This is a genomic window from Maridesulfovibrio sp. FT414, assembly GCF_050916235.1.
GTDB lineage: Bacteria > Desulfobacterota > Desulfovibrionia > Desulfovibrionales > Desulfovibrionaceae > Maridesulfovibrio.
This window is the reverse complement of record NZ_CP104854.1, coordinates 2,745,014-2,761,460: the sequence shown is the minus strand read 5'-3', so window position 1 is coordinate 2,761,460 and position 16,447 is coordinate 2,745,014. Positions and strand designations below refer to the sequence as shown.

Annotated in this window: 19 protein-coding genes, 2 tRNA genes and 1 riboswitch; of the genes, 8 read left to right on the top strand and 13 right to left on the bottom strand. The window is 48.0% G+C overall.

The window, feature by feature from the left end; all coding sequences use genetic code 11:
- The first annotated feature begins 117 nt into the window (after window positions 1–117).
- From N7E73_RS12260 to N7E73_RS12250, 3 genes are all read left to right on the top strand, one after another.
- A tRNA-Pro gene (locus tag N7E73_RS12260) sits at window positions 118–194 on the top strand.
- A 353-nt stretch (window positions 195–547) separates the two neighbouring features.
- Window positions 548–796: a hypothetical protein gene (locus N7E73_RS12255; protein ID WP_432735046.1), complete on the top strand. Its 249-nt coding sequence runs from the start codon at window positions 548–550 to the stop codon at window positions 794–796.
- 187 nt (window positions 797–983) lie between these two features.
- On the top strand, window positions 984–1,169 hold the full coding sequence (locus N7E73_RS12250) for an ATP-binding protein (RefSeq protein ID WP_432735045.1): 186 nt from the start codon (window positions 984–986) through the stop codon (window positions 1,167–1,169).
- Window positions 1,170–1,609: 440 nt separating this feature from the next.
- Here N7E73_RS12250 and N7E73_RS12245 read toward each other — a convergent pair whose 3' ends face one another.
- Both N7E73_RS12245 and N7E73_RS12240 read right to left on the bottom strand, forming a co-directional pair.
- Window positions 1,610–2,242 carry a nitroreductase family protein gene (locus tag N7E73_RS12245; RefSeq protein ID WP_432735044.1) on the bottom strand — a complete coding sequence of 211 codons (633 nt, stop codon included), beginning with the start codon at window positions 2,240–2,242 and terminating at the stop codon, window positions 1,610–1,612.
- A gap of 63 nt (window positions 2,243–2,305) precedes the next feature.
- Window positions 2,306–2,638 (bottom strand): helix-turn-helix transcriptional regulator, encoded by a 333-nt coding sequence (locus N7E73_RS12240; RefSeq protein ID WP_432735043.1) that lies wholly within the window; start codon window positions 2,636–2,638, stop codon window positions 2,306–2,308.
- Between the two features lie 40 nt (window positions 2,639–2,678).
- Between N7E73_RS12240 and N7E73_RS12235 the strand changes: the two genes are divergently transcribed.
- A protein-coding gene (locus tag N7E73_RS12235) for an IS3 family transposase (RefSeq protein WP_432734827.1) occupies window positions 2,679–3,841 on the top strand; the annotation gives its coding sequence in 2 pieces (ribosomal slippage) (window positions 2,679–2,954 and window positions 2,957–3,841; 1,161 coding nt in all).
- Between the two features lie 43 nt (window positions 3,842–3,884).
- Here N7E73_RS12235 and N7E73_RS12230 read toward each other — a convergent pair.
- Window positions 3,885–4,277 carry an AraC family transcriptional regulator gene (locus N7E73_RS12230; protein WP_432735042.1) on the bottom strand — a complete coding sequence of 131 codons (393 nt, stop codon included), beginning with the start codon at window positions 4,275–4,277 and terminating at the stop codon, window positions 3,885–3,887.
- A gap of 136 nt (window positions 4,278–4,413) precedes the next feature.
- Between N7E73_RS12230 and N7E73_RS12225 the strand changes: the two genes are divergently transcribed.
- A tRNA-Ala gene (locus N7E73_RS12225) sits at window positions 4,414–4,489 on the top strand.
- A gap of 187 nt (window positions 4,490–4,676) precedes the next feature.
- On the opposite strand, the gene N7E73_RS12220 is transcribed toward N7E73_RS12225, so the two are convergent.
- The 10 genes from N7E73_RS12220 to speA all read right to left on the bottom strand — a co-directional run bounded on the left by N7E73_RS12220 (window position 4,677) and on the right by speA (window position 14,175).
- Complete coding sequence (locus N7E73_RS12220; RefSeq protein ID WP_432735041.1) at window positions 4,677–5,387, bottom strand: cytochrome c biogenesis CcdA family protein; 711 nt, start codon at window positions 5,385–5,387, stop codon at window positions 4,677–4,679.
- A 4-nt stretch (window positions 5,388–5,391) separates the two neighbouring features.
- Window positions 5,392–5,814 (bottom strand): thioredoxin family protein, encoded by a 423-nt coding sequence (locus tag N7E73_RS12215; protein WP_432735040.1) that lies wholly within the window; start codon window positions 5,812–5,814, stop codon window positions 5,392–5,394.
- A gap of 5 nt (window positions 5,815–5,819) precedes the next feature.
- The gene (locus tag N7E73_RS12210; protein ID WP_432735039.1) at window positions 5,820–6,194 is read right to left on the bottom strand and encodes a putative zinc-binding protein; all 375 of its coding nucleotides are present in this window, start codon (window positions 6,192–6,194) and stop codon (window positions 5,820–5,822) included.
- Window positions 6,195–6,215: 21 nt separating this feature from the next.
- On the bottom strand, window positions 6,216–6,446 hold the full coding sequence (locus N7E73_RS12205; protein ID WP_432735038.1) for a thioredoxin family protein: 231 nt from the start codon (window positions 6,444–6,446) through the stop codon (window positions 6,216–6,218).
- A gap of 177 nt (window positions 6,447–6,623) precedes the next feature.
- Window positions 6,624–6,920 (bottom strand): ArsR/SmtB family transcription factor, encoded by a 297-nt coding sequence (locus N7E73_RS12200; RefSeq protein WP_432735037.1) that lies wholly within the window; start codon window positions 6,918–6,920, stop codon window positions 6,624–6,626.
- Window positions 6,921–7,182: 262 nt separating this feature from the next.
- On the bottom strand, window positions 7,183–8,532 hold the full coding sequence (locus tag N7E73_RS12195; RefSeq protein ID WP_432735036.1) for a sensor domain-containing diguanylate cyclase: 1,350 nt from the start codon (window positions 8,530–8,532) through the stop codon (window positions 7,183–7,185).
- 430 nt (window positions 8,533–8,962) lie between these two features.
- Window positions 8,963–9,826, bottom strand: a complete 864-nt coding sequence (gene speB / locus N7E73_RS12190; protein WP_432735035.1) for an agmatinase — start codon at window positions 9,824–9,826, stop codon at window positions 8,963–8,965.
- A 40-nt stretch (window positions 9,827–9,866) separates the two neighbouring features.
- Window positions 9,867–11,054, bottom strand: coding sequence for a carboxynorspermidine decarboxylase (nspC, locus tag N7E73_RS12185; RefSeq protein WP_432735034.1), 1,188 nt, complete (start codon window positions 11,052–11,054; stop codon window positions 9,867–9,869).
- On the bottom strand, window positions 11,033–12,223 hold the full coding sequence (locus N7E73_RS12180; RefSeq protein ID WP_432735033.1) for a saccharopine dehydrogenase family protein: 1,191 nt from the start codon (window positions 12,221–12,223) through the stop codon (window positions 11,033–11,035). Before N7E73_RS12180 ends, nspC begins: the two co-directional genes overlap by 22 nt.
- 38 nt (window positions 12,224–12,261) lie before the next feature.
- The gene (speA, locus tag N7E73_RS12175; protein ID WP_432735032.1) at window positions 12,262–14,175 is read right to left on the bottom strand and encodes a biosynthetic arginine decarboxylase; all 1,914 of its coding nucleotides are present in this window, start codon (window positions 14,173–14,175) and stop codon (window positions 12,262–12,264) included.
- A 357-nt stretch (window positions 14,176–14,532) separates the two neighbouring features.
- On the opposite strand from speA, the gene N7E73_RS12170 reads away from it, so the two are divergent.
- The 3 genes from N7E73_RS12170 to N7E73_RS12160 all read left to right on the top strand — a co-directional run bounded on the left by N7E73_RS12170 (window position 14,533) and on the right by N7E73_RS12160 (window position 16,445).
- Entirely contained in the window at window positions 14,533–14,703 is a 171-nt protein-coding gene (locus N7E73_RS12170) for a transcriptional regulator (RefSeq protein ID WP_432735031.1), read from the top strand.
- A 334-nt stretch (window positions 14,704–15,037) separates the two neighbouring features.
- Window positions 15,038–15,140: riboswitch (SAM riboswitch) on the top strand.
- A 256-nt stretch (window positions 15,141–15,396) separates the two neighbouring features.
- Window positions 15,397–15,669, top strand: coding sequence for a hypothetical protein (locus N7E73_RS12165; protein WP_432735030.1), 273 nt, complete (start codon window positions 15,397–15,399; stop codon window positions 15,667–15,669).
- Between the two features lie 197 nt (window positions 15,670–15,866).
- Window positions 15,867–16,445, top strand: a complete 579-nt coding sequence (locus N7E73_RS12160; RefSeq protein WP_432735029.1) for a hypothetical protein — start codon at window positions 15,867–15,869, stop codon at window positions 16,443–16,445.
- Window positions 16,446–16,447: the final 2 nt, after the last annotated feature.

Here is a 16,447-nt window from a genome sequence, read left to right as displayed (position 1 = left end):
GAATCAGCGGAAATACTGATAAAAACAGTCATGATAACAAGCTGGAATAAAATAAATTAATTTTAAGCTTGCAAACCGCTTTCATATCAAGTATCTCCCCTTTCTGCACAAACAAGTCGGAGCATGGCGCAGTCTGGTAGCGCGCTTGCTTTGGGAGCAAGATGCCGGGGGTTCAAATCCTCCTGCTCCGACCACCGAGAACGAAGAAGGCCTTACGTAAATACTACGTAAGGCCTTTTTTAGTTGGTAGAAACTCAATTGGAGAAAACGCTTTACCATTCACACTGGTACAACCTTAAAATTTGCTCTTATTTTCCAACCAGATATCTAAACCACGCATTTTCACCCCCGACCAATCCAGCAGGATAAACTTGGATCTCATTCACAGCCTGCATATTTTTATTAAGTCTACAAATGTCATAAGCCTACAACACATCCCTATAAAAACTGACAGCAATAGACTTTTTTGTAAATATCATTGCTAACGACAAGATAAATAGATATTCTACTTTTACTTTTTCATAAACATGCAACCAGAGAGTAGACAATGCAAAAAGGAACCCTTGAAAAAATTTTCGAATATGCCTCAATGCCGTTACACGGAACTTTGTCGCGTAAGCTAAGAAAAAATCTTAAAATCCAAATAAATGAAGGTCCAACCTATCAGTCAGCAACTCTTTTCCTCGGAGATGATTTCATCAGAATCACAGAAGAAAAAGAGGGCGTAAGCGTCAACACTTACTACAACTGGGAAGATATCGCTTCGGTTAGAACATACAGCCCGATTGAAGAGTAGCTCCCACACCAATAAAATACGTTATTTTAGAGACTTGTTAGACATAAGAGTAGACCCCTATTTTTTTGTTAGACGACACAACCCTATCTCTTGACACCTCAATGTCGCAAAGTGTAAATACTTTCACCTGAATCACACATCAACAAATAGATATTTTATCATTATTGTAATTTTTAAGGAGAAAAAAATGCATACAATTGATCCCGATGAATGCCAGTTTTGTGGAGCATGTCAAAGTGCTTGTCCTTCAGATGCAATCTTCCACGCCTCTGGTAAAAATTATTACGAAATAAATGACAACTGCACCGACTGCGGTGCATGCGAATCCGAATGTGGCTTCAATGCAATTAGCGGCGACGATGCCGGGAACTAGAAAATAAATTTGACCGACTGTTCTCAAAACAGACGGTCAATATACAAACTGAGTTCCAATCAACTCAACACCAGAAACATTCACACCTGGACCAACTTGACTGCTCCCAACTAATTACATGGACGACACGGTGGAGGGGGACATTTACACCCCAACACTCGAAAAATTCGGGAAAATCCCCCTTTGCAAAAGTTATTCCATAATTTTATTCGGTATACCTCTAATACACGGTTTTGGAAGCTCACAGCTGGAGGTCCAACTCCTCCTTGCTGCGATCATGATGACCCAAGGCCTTACGTCAATATAACGTAAGGCCTTTTTTATGATGCACACTTTAATCCGCGCTAAGCCACCACGCATGGAGACCCACGATCCACATGCTCCAGACTTCACTATTTCATGGTCTGCGGGCTAGAGGCAAAAACATGGTCATAACGCAACTAAGGCAGTAAAATCTCACTCACATCTTTGCGATTGTGTTCATGAGGCTGCCCTTCAGCAGGATACCCAACAGCCAGCAAGCTTACTATCCTGATTTCATTATCAATATTCAGCATTTTTTTCACTTCCTGCTCATTGTACATTCCCACCCAACAGGTTCCCAGTCCTAACTCCATTGCTCTAAGCATCATAAAAGAAATGGAAATTCCAACATTCATCGCGGCTGCCCCGAATTTTGCCGCCCTGTCTGCTGAGGATTCACGCTCAACATAATCTTCGATGCCATCCATTGTATCGCCTGTTATCAGCTCATTATCACGATAGAAAAAAGCACTTGCCTGCGAATCTTTGACATAGCCAGCAACATCTGCACAACAAACGATTATTGCCCCGGCATCAGCCAACCATGATTGGGTTCTGGATATATTTTTCTCACCGAACTTTTTCAGTATCTCTTTGTCCCGAACGACCTTAAAACGCCAAGGCTGCGAGTTCAGACTTGATGGAGCTAACCGGGCTGCATTAATCAATGCATCAATGTCTTCATCACTCACACTCTTCGGAATGAAAGAACGCACACTGTGCCTACCCGAAATTGCTTCCTTAACACCCATAATTGATTGTTTATTCATAATAGCCTCCACTTTAAATTTAAATATACTGAAAAATCACCTGGAGTGAATATCCAGCGCCCTCTACACATTGACTTTGTGTTTAATAATGTCCTTACGGGGAGGAGCTCCGAAAAGACGTTTATACTCACGGTTAAACTGGCTGATACTCTCATAGCCGACAGCCGCGCAGGCTCTTCCTGAATTAAAACCTTCAGTAAGCATCAGTTTTTGGGCTTCATGAAGGCGCAGTCTCTTTAAATACTGCAATGGACTCATATTAGTAGCTTTCTTAAAATGCCTATGAAAAGTCGAAGAAGCCATATTCAATTGTCCTGCAATTTCTTCGATACTAAAAGGTTTCTCCAGCTGATTGCCGAGAATAGATATAGAAGTGGGTCCACAAAACTGGACCACGTTTTAAGGTGGACATATAAGAGCCCAAGGAGGCTGTTTCATGTCCAAGAAGAAAAGAACCTTTTCCGCAGAGTTCAAAGCCCGTGTAGCACTTGACGCTTTGTCTGGTGAATATACCCTTACCGAATTGTCCACCAAGTATGGCGTTCATGCCAACCAGATTTCGAAATGGAAGAAGCAGGCCAAGGAAGGGCTTGTCGACATGTTTTCCGGCAAAAAAAATACAGTCCAACAAGATAATGCTGAACAGATAAAGGAATTGCACGCCAAAATCGGGCAATTGACGGTCGAAAAAGATTTTTTGCAGCAAGCCTTCGTAAAAATTTGAGCACAGAACGAAGGCGTGAAGTCGTCGACAAAGGGCATCCGTGTCTCAGCATTCGGCGACAGTGCAACATTCTTGGTTTGCAACGCTCAACATATTACTACCAGCCCATCGGAGAATCCGAATATAACCTGTCACTGATGAAACGGATTGACGAGTTGTTTATGGACTATCCATTTCTTGGGACTCGGCAGATGCGCAATATGCTTCGAGATGAAGGACATCAAGTCGGAAGAGGCCGGGTAAAAAGACTTATGCGCCGGATGGGATTAATGGCTGTTTTTCAGAAGCCCAGAACCAGTCAGAAACATCCTGAGCACAAGATTTATCCGTACTTGCTGCGTAATTTAGAAATTTCCAGACCAAATCATGTTTGGTGCTCTGATATAACCTATATTCCGATGAAAAAAGGCTTCCTGTATCTTGTTGCAATCATGGATTGGCATAGCCGGTCTGTTTTGTCTTGGCGAATATCCAACACCATGGATGCGGATTTCTGCGTCGCCGCTCTTGAGGATGCAATGAACAGATACGGTGTCCCCGAAATCTTCAACACTGATCAAGGGAGTCAGTTTACCAGCTACGAATTCACTAAAACACTGCGAGATACAGGAGTCCAAATCTCCATGGATGGCCGTGGACGCTGGATGGATAACGTGATGATCGAACGCTTATGGCGTTCAGTAAAATATGAATGCGTCTATCTACGTGAATTCTTGTCTGGAAGCGAGTTGCGACAATCTTTGGCAAGGTGGTTTGACTTCTACAACAACCATCGTCCGCATTTTGCTTTTGACGGCAAGAAGCCAATGGAGATATATCAAAAGGGCAACGCCCCAGATGGAGTACCCCATCTGGACACTCGCAAGGCGGCATAACTTGTTAAACTGTCCACCTTAAAAACGCCGCTGAGTGGTCCAGTTAAATAGATCCACTTCTTATTGCCTGCGCAATTTGACTGCTTTTATACCCCAGCATATGGAACAAACTTAAATTGTCACCGCTAGGACCTATAAGCAAAAGGTAATATATTTCCCGAATGATCATTGGTGCCAGCATATGTATCCGCTCGGGATGCTCTAACAGCCTAATTAACCTAAAAAAAGCATCCAGAAGATCATAATCAGATTTTTGAACAAAAAGCCCCTTCGCTGTTCGAGATAAATCAAAACACGGAAGAGCAGCCTCCTGCACAAGATGAATCAGCACAGCCCGGTCGATCTCAATTCCTACCGATATGTATGGGCCCCCTTCTTCGGCGGCAGGGGAACCCTGAGCCGCGTGAAGTAGTTGCGCAATACGTAATGCCACCATGATTCTGCAGAGTCCCCCGACTATTCAGCATAACAGTGCGGGTTTATTTTAATAGTGGAAACAAATTTAATCAAAATCTAGGCCTGCCGGTTGACAGCAGACTGACTATTCTATAAACACATTCTTCACAGCGAGTGGGGCTGTAGCTCAGTTGGGAGAGCGCTTGAATGGCATTCAAGAGGCCAGGAGTTCAATTCTCCTCAGCTCCACCATGAAATGTTCTTAAGTAAAAGGATCGGTTAGCTTGTAAGCTATACGATCCTTTTTTTGTTGTAATGAGTTTTGCGTTAAACGGGGTCTACACGGGTCTACACCGAACAAAGGGGCAGAAGCCCGACTGATCAAATTTCCAACCGCTGATTCAAGTACCGAACTGAAAAATTGATTAGCCGGATTGATTTATGACACTGTCATAAAAGGTTGTACGATAAAATATATCGCAAGGAGACCTATCATTCCCCCGGCTAGCCTGCGAAATAGTATCCCGCCACGCTGCCAGGTCGAATTTGTTATTATTTTTCTTACCGTAGCAGCAGAGCTACCGGCAACTGCAATAGGCAGACAATGGCCCATTCCAAAAAGAATTATGAAGATAACACCTATAATTATCTTCTTTTGCACTGTTATTATTGCTAAAACTGGTGCGATAAAACCGAAAGTGCATGAACCGGATAAAACCCCATAGGCAAGCCCGATAATAAATGCCCCGAGCATTCCTTTCACTTTCAGTTTTGCCATCAATCCACCTGAAATGGAGCAGTTGGACACGCCAAGCATATCCAGAGCAACCCACAACAGTATCATCCCGACCACGATAGTCCAGTAGGAGCCTATATCTCCCAACATTCGCCCAAGAAAGGAGCAGACTATGCCGATGAATGCGATAGTAATGAACAAACCGGAGGTAAATAGAATCGCGTATAATGATGCCTGACGTCCCTCTATTATCTTATCCTGCCCGGCCACATACCCCACAATTAAGGGAATTGAAGCGAGGTGGCAGGGACTGAACAGAACGCTGACCATGCCCCAAAGAAAGCATCCCAACGCTCCGACCAGAACCCCGCCGTCCATCCAATGATTTACAGTTATGAAAATCTGTTCCAGCATGAATCTATTTGACACCAAGTTCGGACAGTTTTGCAACGATACTATTCTTATCCATAAAGCCTACATGCCGATACTGTTCTTTCCCGCTAGCATCATAGAATATCTGCGTAGGGATTGAGCTTATACCGTACTTAGAGCCTTCTTCCCGGTGCTCCCACACATCAATAAATGCAATTACAGCTCTTCCTTCGTATTCTTTGGACAATGCTTCAATTATTGGAGTCATCATTTTGCAAGGAATACACGAGTGCGCACCGAGATCTACCATTGTAACCATCCCTTTAATCGGGAGCTGCTGCGGTTTTCCGGAAATTAAATCCAAAGCGGATACATGGTCGTACTGTGCTGTGGTCTCGGCTGACACTGCTGGGTAAGCGGCACTCACAAGCAAAATACAGCAGGTAAGAATAGCGAGATGTCTTAGCATGCCTTTCATCCTTTGATGAGCTTGGTTACTTCTTCAACAACTGCATTGATACTTTCCTGCGAAACAGGAGATTCCCCTTTTTTAAAGCCAAGAGCATGAAGCTCGATATGATCGAATTCAGAAAAACCGGCTTGTTCCAATGTGTTGCGTGCGCAATTCAGGGGACAGCCGTCAATGGCTATTATCTGATCTGAGGCCTCAGTACTTTTCACCATTCCTGAAATTCTCCCCCCGATTCCTGCGAGGCAGAACATTTTGATTTTTCCCTGGCGGGAGAGCTCTCTTGCAGCCTGATCAGCCACTTCCCCAACATCGGCAGAACCTGAACATGAAAACACAAATTTGGGTGCAGCACCGCATCCGCATGAACAATCAGACATTTTCAAAACTCCTTTGAACCGCTATTTCAACCAGCTTAAAACTTCATTTTTGCTTGGAACTTTCCCAGCAATCTTTACTTCACCGTCAATTGCCACAGCAGGTGTCGTGAAGACTCCGAATGAAGCAATTTCTTGAAAGTCAGAAACCTTGACAACTTCCGCAGTAACGGCTGCCTCGGCAACAGCTTCCTTCACAATCTGTTCGGTCTTAGCACATTTGGGACAGCCGGGTCCCATAACTTGAATCTTCACTGTTTACTCCTTGGAGCGGTTAGATGGTTTATCTCTATCCTGCATGTCTGGCTGTCATCACAGGCATACCGAATAGAGAGTTATAAAAGAGTCCCCTGCTGATTTCAGAGACTCCTCCGACAGAGAAATGCACACTTTTCATTTGGCGTTTTAGCCAATTGTTTTCACAAAAAAAAATCAACCGTTGTTAGCTTTAATCACAGATTCCACGCAATGAAAAAAATTAATAATACATGGAACTTTCAAGCGATAGAAAACCTGTTTTCCACGTCGTTCATCCTCAACAAGACCGGCCTTCTTTAACACCGTTAAATGTTTGGAAACGGTAGACATATCGTGGCCAACAAGCTCTTGAAGATCACAAACGCAACGTTCCCCCCTGGAAAGCTCATCCACCATCATCAGCCGAGAGGGATGCGCCATTGCTTTCATTACACGCGCTCTTGCTGTGTAATGGCCTTGTGATTTTATCATCCTGTTGACTCCATATTTTTCCCCTAATAACATTTGACCGATAAGCCAAGTGTTTTTTCAGAATATACGGGAAAACATGTCCACTGTTTTTCCCAACAGATCAAATATAGAATGTTCAGGATTCAGCACGACATTCACCGGAGACAACGTTCATTTCCCCTCAGCTCTCCCACACCAAATCAAAAAAAGGACTTACGACAAGCATCGCAAGCCCATTATCTTTATCTCAATTTCACCCGTCATCGGTTCAACTCAGACCCTTTTACGAATTGTCCGGATCGAACAGCACCACTCTATTACGTCCGGTAGACTTGGCCTGATAGAGGGCCTGATCCGCATTCTTGATGATTCCTTCAAAATCAGTATCCACAGCATCAGTTGCAACGCCGATACTGACCGTCATGTCGGGGATCGTACCTGTTGTGTCTGCGTACGCACTCTCAACAGCACTGCGAATTCGTTCAGTAACTTCCATAGCCTGCAGGGAATCCGTATCATGGAGAACAGCAATAAACTCTTCACCGCCGAAACGACCAAAAAGATCGGAAGAACGCAGTTTCTTAGCACACACCTGAGCAAAATAACTGAGTGCCTTATCGCCAATTTCGTGTCCATACTCATCGTTAATGGCCTTGAAACAGTCTATATCCAAGAGCAGTACCGACAACCTGCGCCCGCACTTTCGGTGAGTGGAAAGCATTCGCTGCCCAAGCGTCATCACATGACGCCTGTTGCTGATTCCCGTCAGGTAATCCTTGGTGGCCATGAAGTACAGTTTCTCTTCCTCTTCCTTGATACTCATGGCTTCGCGGCGCAAAAAAGTCCAGCACAGGCATACAGTCACAGCATAAAAAGCGAATACAATTACAACCAGCCTCGGAAGTATATCCAGACTCGGTCTGTATCGTTCCCACACAAGACATCCGAGGAACTTTCCGTCCTGACCAATCAAAGACAGCACATTCCCTGAAGCATCACACTGTGTGCTGAAGACGAGATCAGGCAGCTTGTACTTATTTGAAACATACTGCAAAAACCCGGAATCAAGCTTCCGACCTAATATCAGATAGGCAAAATCCGGCCGGGGTTCTGCCGTAGACTCATCAATGAAAGGCCCCGCACTGATAAGATATACATCACCGTCCAGTGCTACATAGCCGCTAACAATGCCTTGCGTCGAAATGCTGTTTCGCGAAGCTTCAAGAACATTATCCAGTCCGCCTTCAAGCAGAGAGGCATACTTCATACTCGCTGCGGAGTCTTTGGCTGCAACATAAGCCAGTGAACCGTCAGGCAGGACTCCCATTGAGAAATCAATTCCGAGTTTGTTGATAAGATAATCGCCTGTATTGAGCTTTATCCAGTGCCAATCCAGAGAGGAAATAATCTTTTCATAAGCCTCATCCCAAAAAGAATATTCCTCCAGCATTTCCTGCTGTCGTTCGGCCTCAATCTCCAATGAGACAAATACCCTTTGCTTCAAATTCTCTTCTGAAAGCCTGTCCAGAGAATCAAAATAAAGCTTGAATCCACCGACAATTCCAACAAGGCTGATCAGCAGAATCAATAGAATGGTCAGCCGCACTGACTTGCCATCATAAAATTCTCGCATCGCCCCCCCAGTCATTCAATTCGGCAACTTCCGCGATAAAACCATAGCATTACAGTAAAGTACATGATCTAAACATTTTGCCGCACAATAAAAAGCATTCACCCACATGAACTACTTTACATATATCTATAAAACCCAAAAAATGCTGTTCAAACCAGCTTTCACCAATACATTAGCACACGATACAATTACAATCGACCCTCACCTGCAGACCGCCACTATTCTAACCACAATAAAGTCACCAGAAACAAAACAAGTAATAAGTCACAATTAAAACCAGTTCCTTAAATCAACACCGCACACTCGTAACAAGCGTATCATAATAATAAAATAGGCTCATCAAGCCTGAAAACAACATTCTGTATAAAATAAAAAGGACCGGACTCATAACAAGTCCGGTCCCTATCAGTTCAAACGGAGAATTCGGCTGCTAGCGCATTCCGTACACACAGCATCCTATGAGTTCATAAGCAAGCTGGGTTGCCGCGAAATCCGATGCATGATCTCCTTCCTGCGGTGCAAGCTCGACAACGTCCGCGCCGATGACCTTGCGACCAGACACGGCCTTCTCAATCAGGGTCAGAGCGTCATGCCAGCCGATGCCGCCGGGAACCGGGGTTCCAGTTGCCCGGATAACAGAGGGATCAAGCCCGTCCACGTCAAACGAAATATAAATCCTCTCAGGGAAATCAGCAGGAAGAAGCTCTACGGGGATTCCCTTCAAATAAAACTCACGGGCGTCGATGTGCCATACTGAAGAAGTCTCCTTGCGGAATTCCACTTCCTCAAGGCACAGAGCGCGTACACCGAGCTGGAAAACCGGCAGCCCGAGATCGTCAACCGCCCTGCGCATAACACAGGCATGGCTGAGCGGATCTCCCTCGTAACTGGAGCGCAGGTCGGCGTGGGCATCAAACTGGACAATTCCGAAAGTGCCGTGCTTCTTTTTCAGGGCCCGCAACGCACCAAGCGTAACGGTATGTTCCCCGCCCAGAACCATGGGAACAGCCCCGCATTCAACTGCAAAAGCGGTCGCACTTTCAATGGAATCCAGCGCGGACTCGGTGGAACTGGAACAGTCCGTGACCGGTGCAGTATAAATCCCCGCCTCTGCCGGACATGAACGACCGTTCCAGAGTTCAAGCTGGGTGGAAGCCTCAAGAATAGCAGCAGGACCGGCTGCGGTTCCGCCTCCATAGGAAACGGAGGTCTCCAGCGGCGCGGGGATTACATGGACCGCAGCCTTCTGCGGATCACAATTGGGAATTTCACCTTCAAGAAAAAAATAATCCATATATTTTACCTCTAGCAAAAAGCGCATAGCGCACCCAATCTCAGGAAAGACGATTCCTGAAATCCTCGTACCCGAACTCACGCACTACCCTCACCTTGCCGTCCGCGGAATTGAACAGGCAGAGTGAAGGCAGCTGAATACCGTTGAAGGTATTGGTCTTGACCATGGAATAGATGGCCATGTCGGTGAACACAATACGGTCTCCGGTCTTGAGAGGCTGATCGAACGAGTATTCTCCGGCCACATCACCGGCAAGGCAGGAAGGTCCGCCGATACGGCAGGTCCATGCTTTTTCTCCGGCCTTTCCGGAACCCACGATGTTCGGCCTGTAGGGCATCTCGATAACATCGGGCATGTGGCAGGGCACAGCAGAATCCATAATCACGATGGGCATGTCCGCCTCGATCACATCAAGGACCGAAGCAACAAGGAAACCGCTGTTCAGGGCTACGGCCTCGCCCGGCTCAAGGTAGACCTCAACGCCCCACTTCTCCTTGAAGCGGACGATCAGATCCACCAGCAGGTCCACATCGTACCCTTCGCGGGTGATGTGATGCCCGCCGCCGAAATTGACATATTGCATGCGCGGCAGCACATCGGCAAAACCGGCTTCAACTGCGGCGATGGTCCGTTCAAGACAGTCAGCATCCTGCTCGCAGAGGTTGTGCCAGTGCAACCCGATGATACCGTCAAGATTGTCGGCATCGAAATGGGCCCTGCGTATCCCCAAGCGTGAACCGGGAGAACAGGGATCGTAGATGGGCACAGCACCTTCGGAATGTTCCGGGTTGATGCGCACCGCAAGATCGATCCTGCGATCTTCGCTTGAACAGTATTCATGGATTAGCGGGCGAAAACGTTCAAGCTGGGCAAAGGAGTTGAAAACTATATGATCGCTGGTTTCGCACAGGTCGGCAATATCGGATTCGGAATAACCGGCGGCAAAGGAATGAACCTCCTTGCCGAACTCCTCCCGTCCAAGTCTCGCTTCATGCGGAGAACTGGCGCAGACCCCGTCCAGCTTCGCTGCAAGCTGCGGAAAAGTGCTGAACATGGCAAAACACTTGAGAGCGAGCAGGATTTTACATCCCGCACGCTCCCGAACGGAGGCGAGGACCTCCAGATTCTTTTCCAGAAGGTCCTCGTCCACTATATAACACGGTGTTTTCGCTTCAAACGGGTTGAAGCCGTATGCACTCTTTTTCACTACAGTTCCACTTCGTTCCATGGAAGACCGTACTTGTTCAGGGCTTCCATGAACGGATCGGGATCAAGCTGTTCCATGTTGAATACGCCCTTGCCGGACCATTTGCCGGTAACCATGAGCATGGCACCGATCATGGCCGGAACCCCGGTGGTATAGGAGATGGCCTGAGAACCTACTTCCCTGTAAGCTTCTTCGTGGCTGCAGATGTTGTAGATGTACATCTTCTTTTCCTTACCGTCCTTGATGCCCTTCATCACGTTACCGATGCAGGTGCGGCCCTTGGTCAGCGGACCGAGGGAGCCGGGTTCGGGCAGCACGGCCTTGAGGAACTGCAGGGGCTGAATCATCTGGCCGTTGTATTCGATCGGCTCGATGGAGGTCATGCCGATGCCTTCCAGCACGCGCAGGTGGGTCAGGTACTGCTCACCGAAGGTCATCCAGAAGCGTGCACGCTTGAGACCCTTGATGTTGATGGCAAGGGATTCAAGTTCTTCATGGTACATGAGGTAGCACTTCTTCTTGCCGATTCCTTCGGGGAAGATGTAATCCATGGACCAGGACAGCGGATCGGTCTCAACCCACTCGCCTCGCTCCCAGTAACGGCCGCGCTGGGTGATCTCGCGGATGTTGATCTCGGGATTGAAGTTGGTGGCGAAAGCCTGACCGTGGTCACCGGCATTGCAGTCGATGATGTCCAGTTCGTGGATTTCATCGAAGTGGTGCTTCATGGCATGGGCGGCGTAGACGTTGGTCACGCCCGGGTCAAAGCCGGAGCCGAGCAGAGCCATAAGTCCTGCTTCCTTGAAGCGCTCCTGATAGGCCCACTGCCATTTATATTCGAACTTCGCCTCTTCCGGCGGCTCGTAGTTGGCGGTATCAAGGTAGTTGACGCCGGTCTCAAGACAGGCATCCATGAGGGCCAGATCCTGATAAGGCAGAGCAAGGTTGACCAGCAGGTCGGGTTTGACCTTGTTGATCAGCTCTACTGTTTCGCGAACGTTGTCTGCATCCACCTTGTAGGTAGGCACATCGACACCGGTGCGCTCCTTAACGGATTTGGCAATGGCTTCGCACTTGCTGAGAGTACGGCTCGCCAGATGTACTTCGGTAAAAACCTCGGGCAGCATGGCGCACTTGTGTACAGTTACGCTTCCCACTCCACCGGCACCGATGATCAGAACCTTGGACATAGTTTTATCCCCATATATATCCCGTAAATACGGGTCTGTTATCTTTCAAAGTATGTGTAGCCCTGAAGACCGTTCTTGTAGGCCTCCAGAATTTCCCTGCGCTGAACAGGAGTAATCAACTTCTTGCGAACCGCATTTTCAGCGGTTTCACGGAAGCGGGTGAAGAGATACTTGGTATCATATTCCACGTAGGAAAGAATATCTTCCACGGTATCGCCTTCAAGTTCGCTGACAAAGTCGAACTCACCGTTGCCCCTGATCTTCAGGGTGACAATATTGGTGTCACCGAGAAGGTTGTGCAGGTCGCCGAGAGTTTCCTGATAAGCACCCACAAGGAAGGCACCGAGGTAGTACTCCTCGTTCTCCTTCAAGTCGTGCAGGGGCATGGTCCTCTTCACACCCTGACTGTCGATGAACCGGTCGATCTTACCGTCACAGTCACAGGTTATATCCGCAAGGATGCCTTCACGGACAGGCCGTTCATTCAGCCTGTGCACAGGCATGATCGGGAAAAGCTGCCCGATGGCCCATGCGTCCGGCAGGGACTGGAACACACTGAAGTTGCAGTAATAAATGTCGGAAAGTGCCAGGCCTATGCCTTCAAGCTCCTGAGGAAGCGAGGGCAGGTCTTTGATCAGCACATTGATCCGACGCACAAGTTCCCAGAAAACGTTCTCGCCGAGGGCACGCTCCCGATACGAAATCTTGCCGCCGCTGAACGCCTGGCGGACCTCGTCACGGTAATAAAGGCCATCGTTGAAGCTTTCCTGAATGTTGCGCAGGTTAAGGGTCTTGAGTGCTTCAAAAAGATGCTGGATATGGATGTTGGTATCTTCGGGCAGAGACTCCGGAAGGGGGTCCGGCTCAAAGCGGGCCGTATCAAGCACGTTGAAGAGCAGCATGGAATAGTAGGCTACCAGCGCCCTGCCCGACTCGGTAACAATGGTCGGATGATCCACGCCCTGCTCGTCGAGCACGGTCATTACACCCTCGACCACGTCGATGCAGTATTCGCTGAGCGAATAATTTCGGCTGCTCATGAAGTTGGTCTGGGTTCCGTCGTAGTCAACGGCCAGACCGCCGCCGAGGTCGATGTAGCGCATATTGGCGCCTTCGAAAACCAGTCCGGCGTATACACGGCTTGCCTCTGCCACTGCCCCGCGGATTTCGCGGATGTTCGGAATCTGCGAACCTAGATGGTAGTGAAGCAGCTGCAGGCAATCGAGCATTTCAGCTTCCTTGAGCCTGTCGATCACATCGATGATCTGGGTGGAGTTAAGTCCGAAAATGGAACGGTCACCGCCGGATTCGGCCCAGAGTCCGCCCGCCTGAGAGGAGAGCTTGACCCGGACGCCGAGAATCGGATTGATTCCCTTGGCTTTTGCCCGTTCGATAATTAGAGGCAGCTCACCGGGCATCTCGATTACAAGGACGCACTTGAACCCGAGCTGGGTGGCATAAAGCCCCAGATCGATGAATTCCTCGTCTTTGTAGCCGTTGCAGATGAGCACAGCTTCCGTATCACGGCACATACCCATGGCGGCGATGAGCTCGGCTTTACTGCCGGCCTCAAGACCGTGATGGTATTTCTCGCCGTGGCGGGTAACGGCCTCGACCACCTGCTGCTGCTGGTTTACCTTGATGGGATAAGCACCAAGATAAGAGCCGCGGTAATCAAGTTTACCGATCGCTGTAAGGAAGCTTTCGTTAAGAAGTGAGATTTGAGTATCGAGGATGTTCTCGATGCGAAGAAGGACCGGCATATCCAGTCCGCGTTCCTGCACACCTGCGATGATCTCAGGAATGCTGACCGCATTCTCGAAACAGCCGGGGTCGGCCGTAACCTGAAGAGCACCTTCCTCGGACACACCGAAAAAGCCGGCGCCCCATTCACGGACGCCGTAGAGTTCTGTGGACTTATCTGTAGTCCACCTTTCCAGTATTGGGGTCACTCATAAATCCTCCATTGAATTGATATACGGGATGTCGTCCCGGCTGGAGTCGCCGCCCGGAACCGGGCAGCCGTCAAGTGCGGGGACTAGAGATGTACGCCTGAAAAGTCAAGGGTTTTCAACTCCCATCGATTATTATTACACCTCTACCGTTTAACAGAAACACACCATTCCCATCAGTCTAACAGAAACTGTTCCTTTTTGCAGCCTTAAAGAACTTCCTGAATAGAAACAAATGGGCAACAAAGCCGGATAATGCGAATTACCACAGTTATGGAGCAGTCGTTTGGATGAGTCGCTTGACATATTCAACATAAAACACTAATAGTAATTTTTACTAAAAATAAGGAGCACAAAATGGAAAATAAAGTACTCAAAGCAATGCAGGATGCAGGCAAACCGGTTCGTCCCGGTGACGTGGCAAAAGCCATCGGCGAAGATCCCAAGGAAGTTTCCAAAGCCATTCAGGAACTCAAGAAACAGGGCAAGGTACATAGCCCTAAGCGCTGTTATTACGAGCCCTGCTAGCCTCTGGCATACAATCTTCAGCGACAGGGCTGAAACAGATTTAACAACTGGGGGAAGATTTCATCTTCCCTTTTTTGTTTCTTCATTCCCCTCTGCCACGCCAGCCTTGCCACTGTGACCGGCATCACAGCCGAAATCATCAGGGAAAGCATCATCTACGAGAATGAACTCGTTTCCGCATCATGCGGTTGCCCTCCGGTACTGCGGACCTTGAATCCCGATGACGCATTTTCTGCCCTTAATGGTCAAAAAAGTGTTGACGTGGAAACACCGCGTGCATAACGTAGTTGCACGTTCTTTGAATCAAAAAGACAACAGCTCGGTAACAGAGCTGAACTCATGAAGAGGATGCGAGGGAATCGGCCCGTTGACCATCCGGCAACCTGCCCTTTAGGGGACAAGGTGCCAATGCCTCCCCGTAAAGGGGCCCATGAGAGGTATTTTAGATATATTTCTAAAAAAGGCATTTCCGACAGGGAATGCCTTTTTGATTTCTGGGGGGTCCGGCACAGCCGGAAGCTCTGGTGGGATGATTTATGGACACTTGCGATCCCACCTGAAAAACAGATGAAGCTAAAATGCCCGGATGAGGAATATTCTGTGATGCAAAAGAATTGCAATGCGGAATACCCGGCGTCCACTGCTTCAGGGCATTCTTCTAGGGAAGCAGGACGCAAACATGGAGAAAGACCAATGACTGATATCGTAAAAAAAGCCACCGGCAATTACCATTCCGGAACCATCTGTTTCTTCTGCAAAGATAGTGCAGATGAACCTTTTCCGGCAAGTTACTCCGACCCGCTTACCCTGCTCGGAGACATCAGCGAACTGAGACTCGGCGAAATCCAGAAAGAGGAACTGCGTAAGATCCTCGTAAAGGAAATAGCCGAAGACGGTGCCGAACAGGTCTGGAAGAACCGTACCTACCGCAAGAACATCATACTGTCCTTCGGAAAACTGGTTTAAAATTCCAAGCCGTCACACAGTCACCGAGACCCAAGCCCTTCCTGCCATTGAGCAGGAGGGGCTTTTATATTTCCGAGGCAAATCATATTCCGAAAACATTCTTCATTCCCGCATCCATAAAAACCGAACAAGCCTCTCCTTGCAATTAGGACCGTCTATGCTTAGAAACAGGAAACACCAATCTCCGGGGGACAATAATGACCATAAGGCTTTCATTCTTCTGCGCCGTACTGATGCTTTTTACAGCGACATCCGCCCTTGCCGAAGAAAAACTCTTCACCGTGATCAACCATACTGACAACGTCGTCAGGGTCTGGGGAAAATCCGGCGATTATAAGTTCGGACGCATCAAACCACGAACAATCACCGACTGCACCTGCAACGCCCTTTACAACAAGGACTGCTTCGACAAGAAAGGCGGCAAGGCCAAGGTAAAACTGGCCATGGAAGATAAAAACGGCATAGACCTCTGGTCCGGGGACACCTGCACCAAACTCTACATCGAACCTGGAACTTTCATAGATGTAACAATGGACACCGATGGCCGCCACATAGTCTGCACTATTGTCGATAAATATGAGATAAGGCAGCCGCTGCCGTCCTTTGATGAAGCCGACACCAACAAAGACGGCATCATCGACGAAAAGGAAGCTGAAGCTATTCAGCTGCGCACCAATTTTGAAGACTACGACAAGGATCTGAACCGGAAGCTCAACCCGGAAGAATTCGACCGGGCCATCAATAAGATAAACATCTTCCGCGGCGTTCCCTTCTAATC

Excerpts from the sequence above, each read along its gene's own strand:
- N7E73_RS12255 (WP_432735046.1), top strand. The coding sequence starts at position 548 with ATGCAAAAAGGAACCCTTGAAAAAATTTTCGAATATGCCTCAATGCCG.
- N7E73_RS12250 (WP_432735045.1), top strand. The coding sequence starts at position 984 with ATGCATACAATTGATCCCGATGAATGCCAGTTTTGTGGAGCATGTCAA.
- N7E73_RS12245 (WP_432735044.1), bottom strand. The coding sequence starts at position 2,242 with ATGAATAAACAATCAATTATGGGTGTTAAGGAAGCAATTTCGGGTAGG.
- N7E73_RS12230 (WP_432735042.1), bottom strand. The coding sequence starts at position 4,277 with ATGGTGGCATTACGTATTGCGCAACTACTTCACGCGGCTCAGGGTTCC.
- N7E73_RS12220 (WP_432735041.1), bottom strand. The coding sequence starts at position 5,387 with ATGCTGGAACAGATTTTCATAACTGTAAATCATTGGATGGACGGCGGG.
- N7E73_RS12215 (WP_432735040.1), bottom strand. The coding sequence starts at position 5,814 with ATGCTAAGACATCTCGCTATTCTTACCTGCTGTATTTTGCTTGTGAGT.
- N7E73_RS12210 (WP_432735039.1), bottom strand. The coding sequence starts at position 6,194 with ATGTCTGATTGTTCATGCGGATGCGGTGCTGCACCCAAATTTGTGTTT.
- N7E73_RS12200 (WP_432735037.1), bottom strand. The coding sequence starts at position 6,920 with ATGATAAAATCACAAGGCCATTACACAGCAAGAGCGCGTGTAATGAAA.
- N7E73_RS12195 (WP_432735036.1), bottom strand. The coding sequence starts at position 8,532 with ATGCGAGAATTTTATGATGGCAAGTCAGTGCGGCTGACCATTCTATTG.
- speB (WP_432735035.1), bottom strand. The coding sequence starts at position 9,826 with ATGGATTATTTTTTTCTTGAAGGTGAAATTCCCAATTGTGATCCGCAG.
- nspC (WP_432735034.1), bottom strand. The coding sequence starts at position 11,054 with ATGGAACGAAGTGGAACTGTAGTGAAAAAGAGTGCATACGGCTTCAAC.
- N7E73_RS12180 (WP_432735033.1), bottom strand. The coding sequence starts at position 12,223 with ATGTCCAAGGTTCTGATCATCGGTGCCGGTGGAGTGGGAAGCGTAACT.
- N7E73_RS12170 (WP_432735031.1), top strand. The coding sequence starts at position 14,533 with ATGGAAAATAAAGTACTCAAAGCAATGCAGGATGCAGGCAAACCGGTT.
- N7E73_RS12165 (WP_432735030.1), top strand. The coding sequence starts at position 15,397 with ATGACTGATATCGTAAAAAAAGCCACCGGCAATTACCATTCCGGAACC.
- N7E73_RS12160 (WP_432735029.1), top strand. The coding sequence starts at position 15,867 with ATGACCATAAGGCTTTCATTCTTCTGCGCCGTACTGATGCTTTTTACA.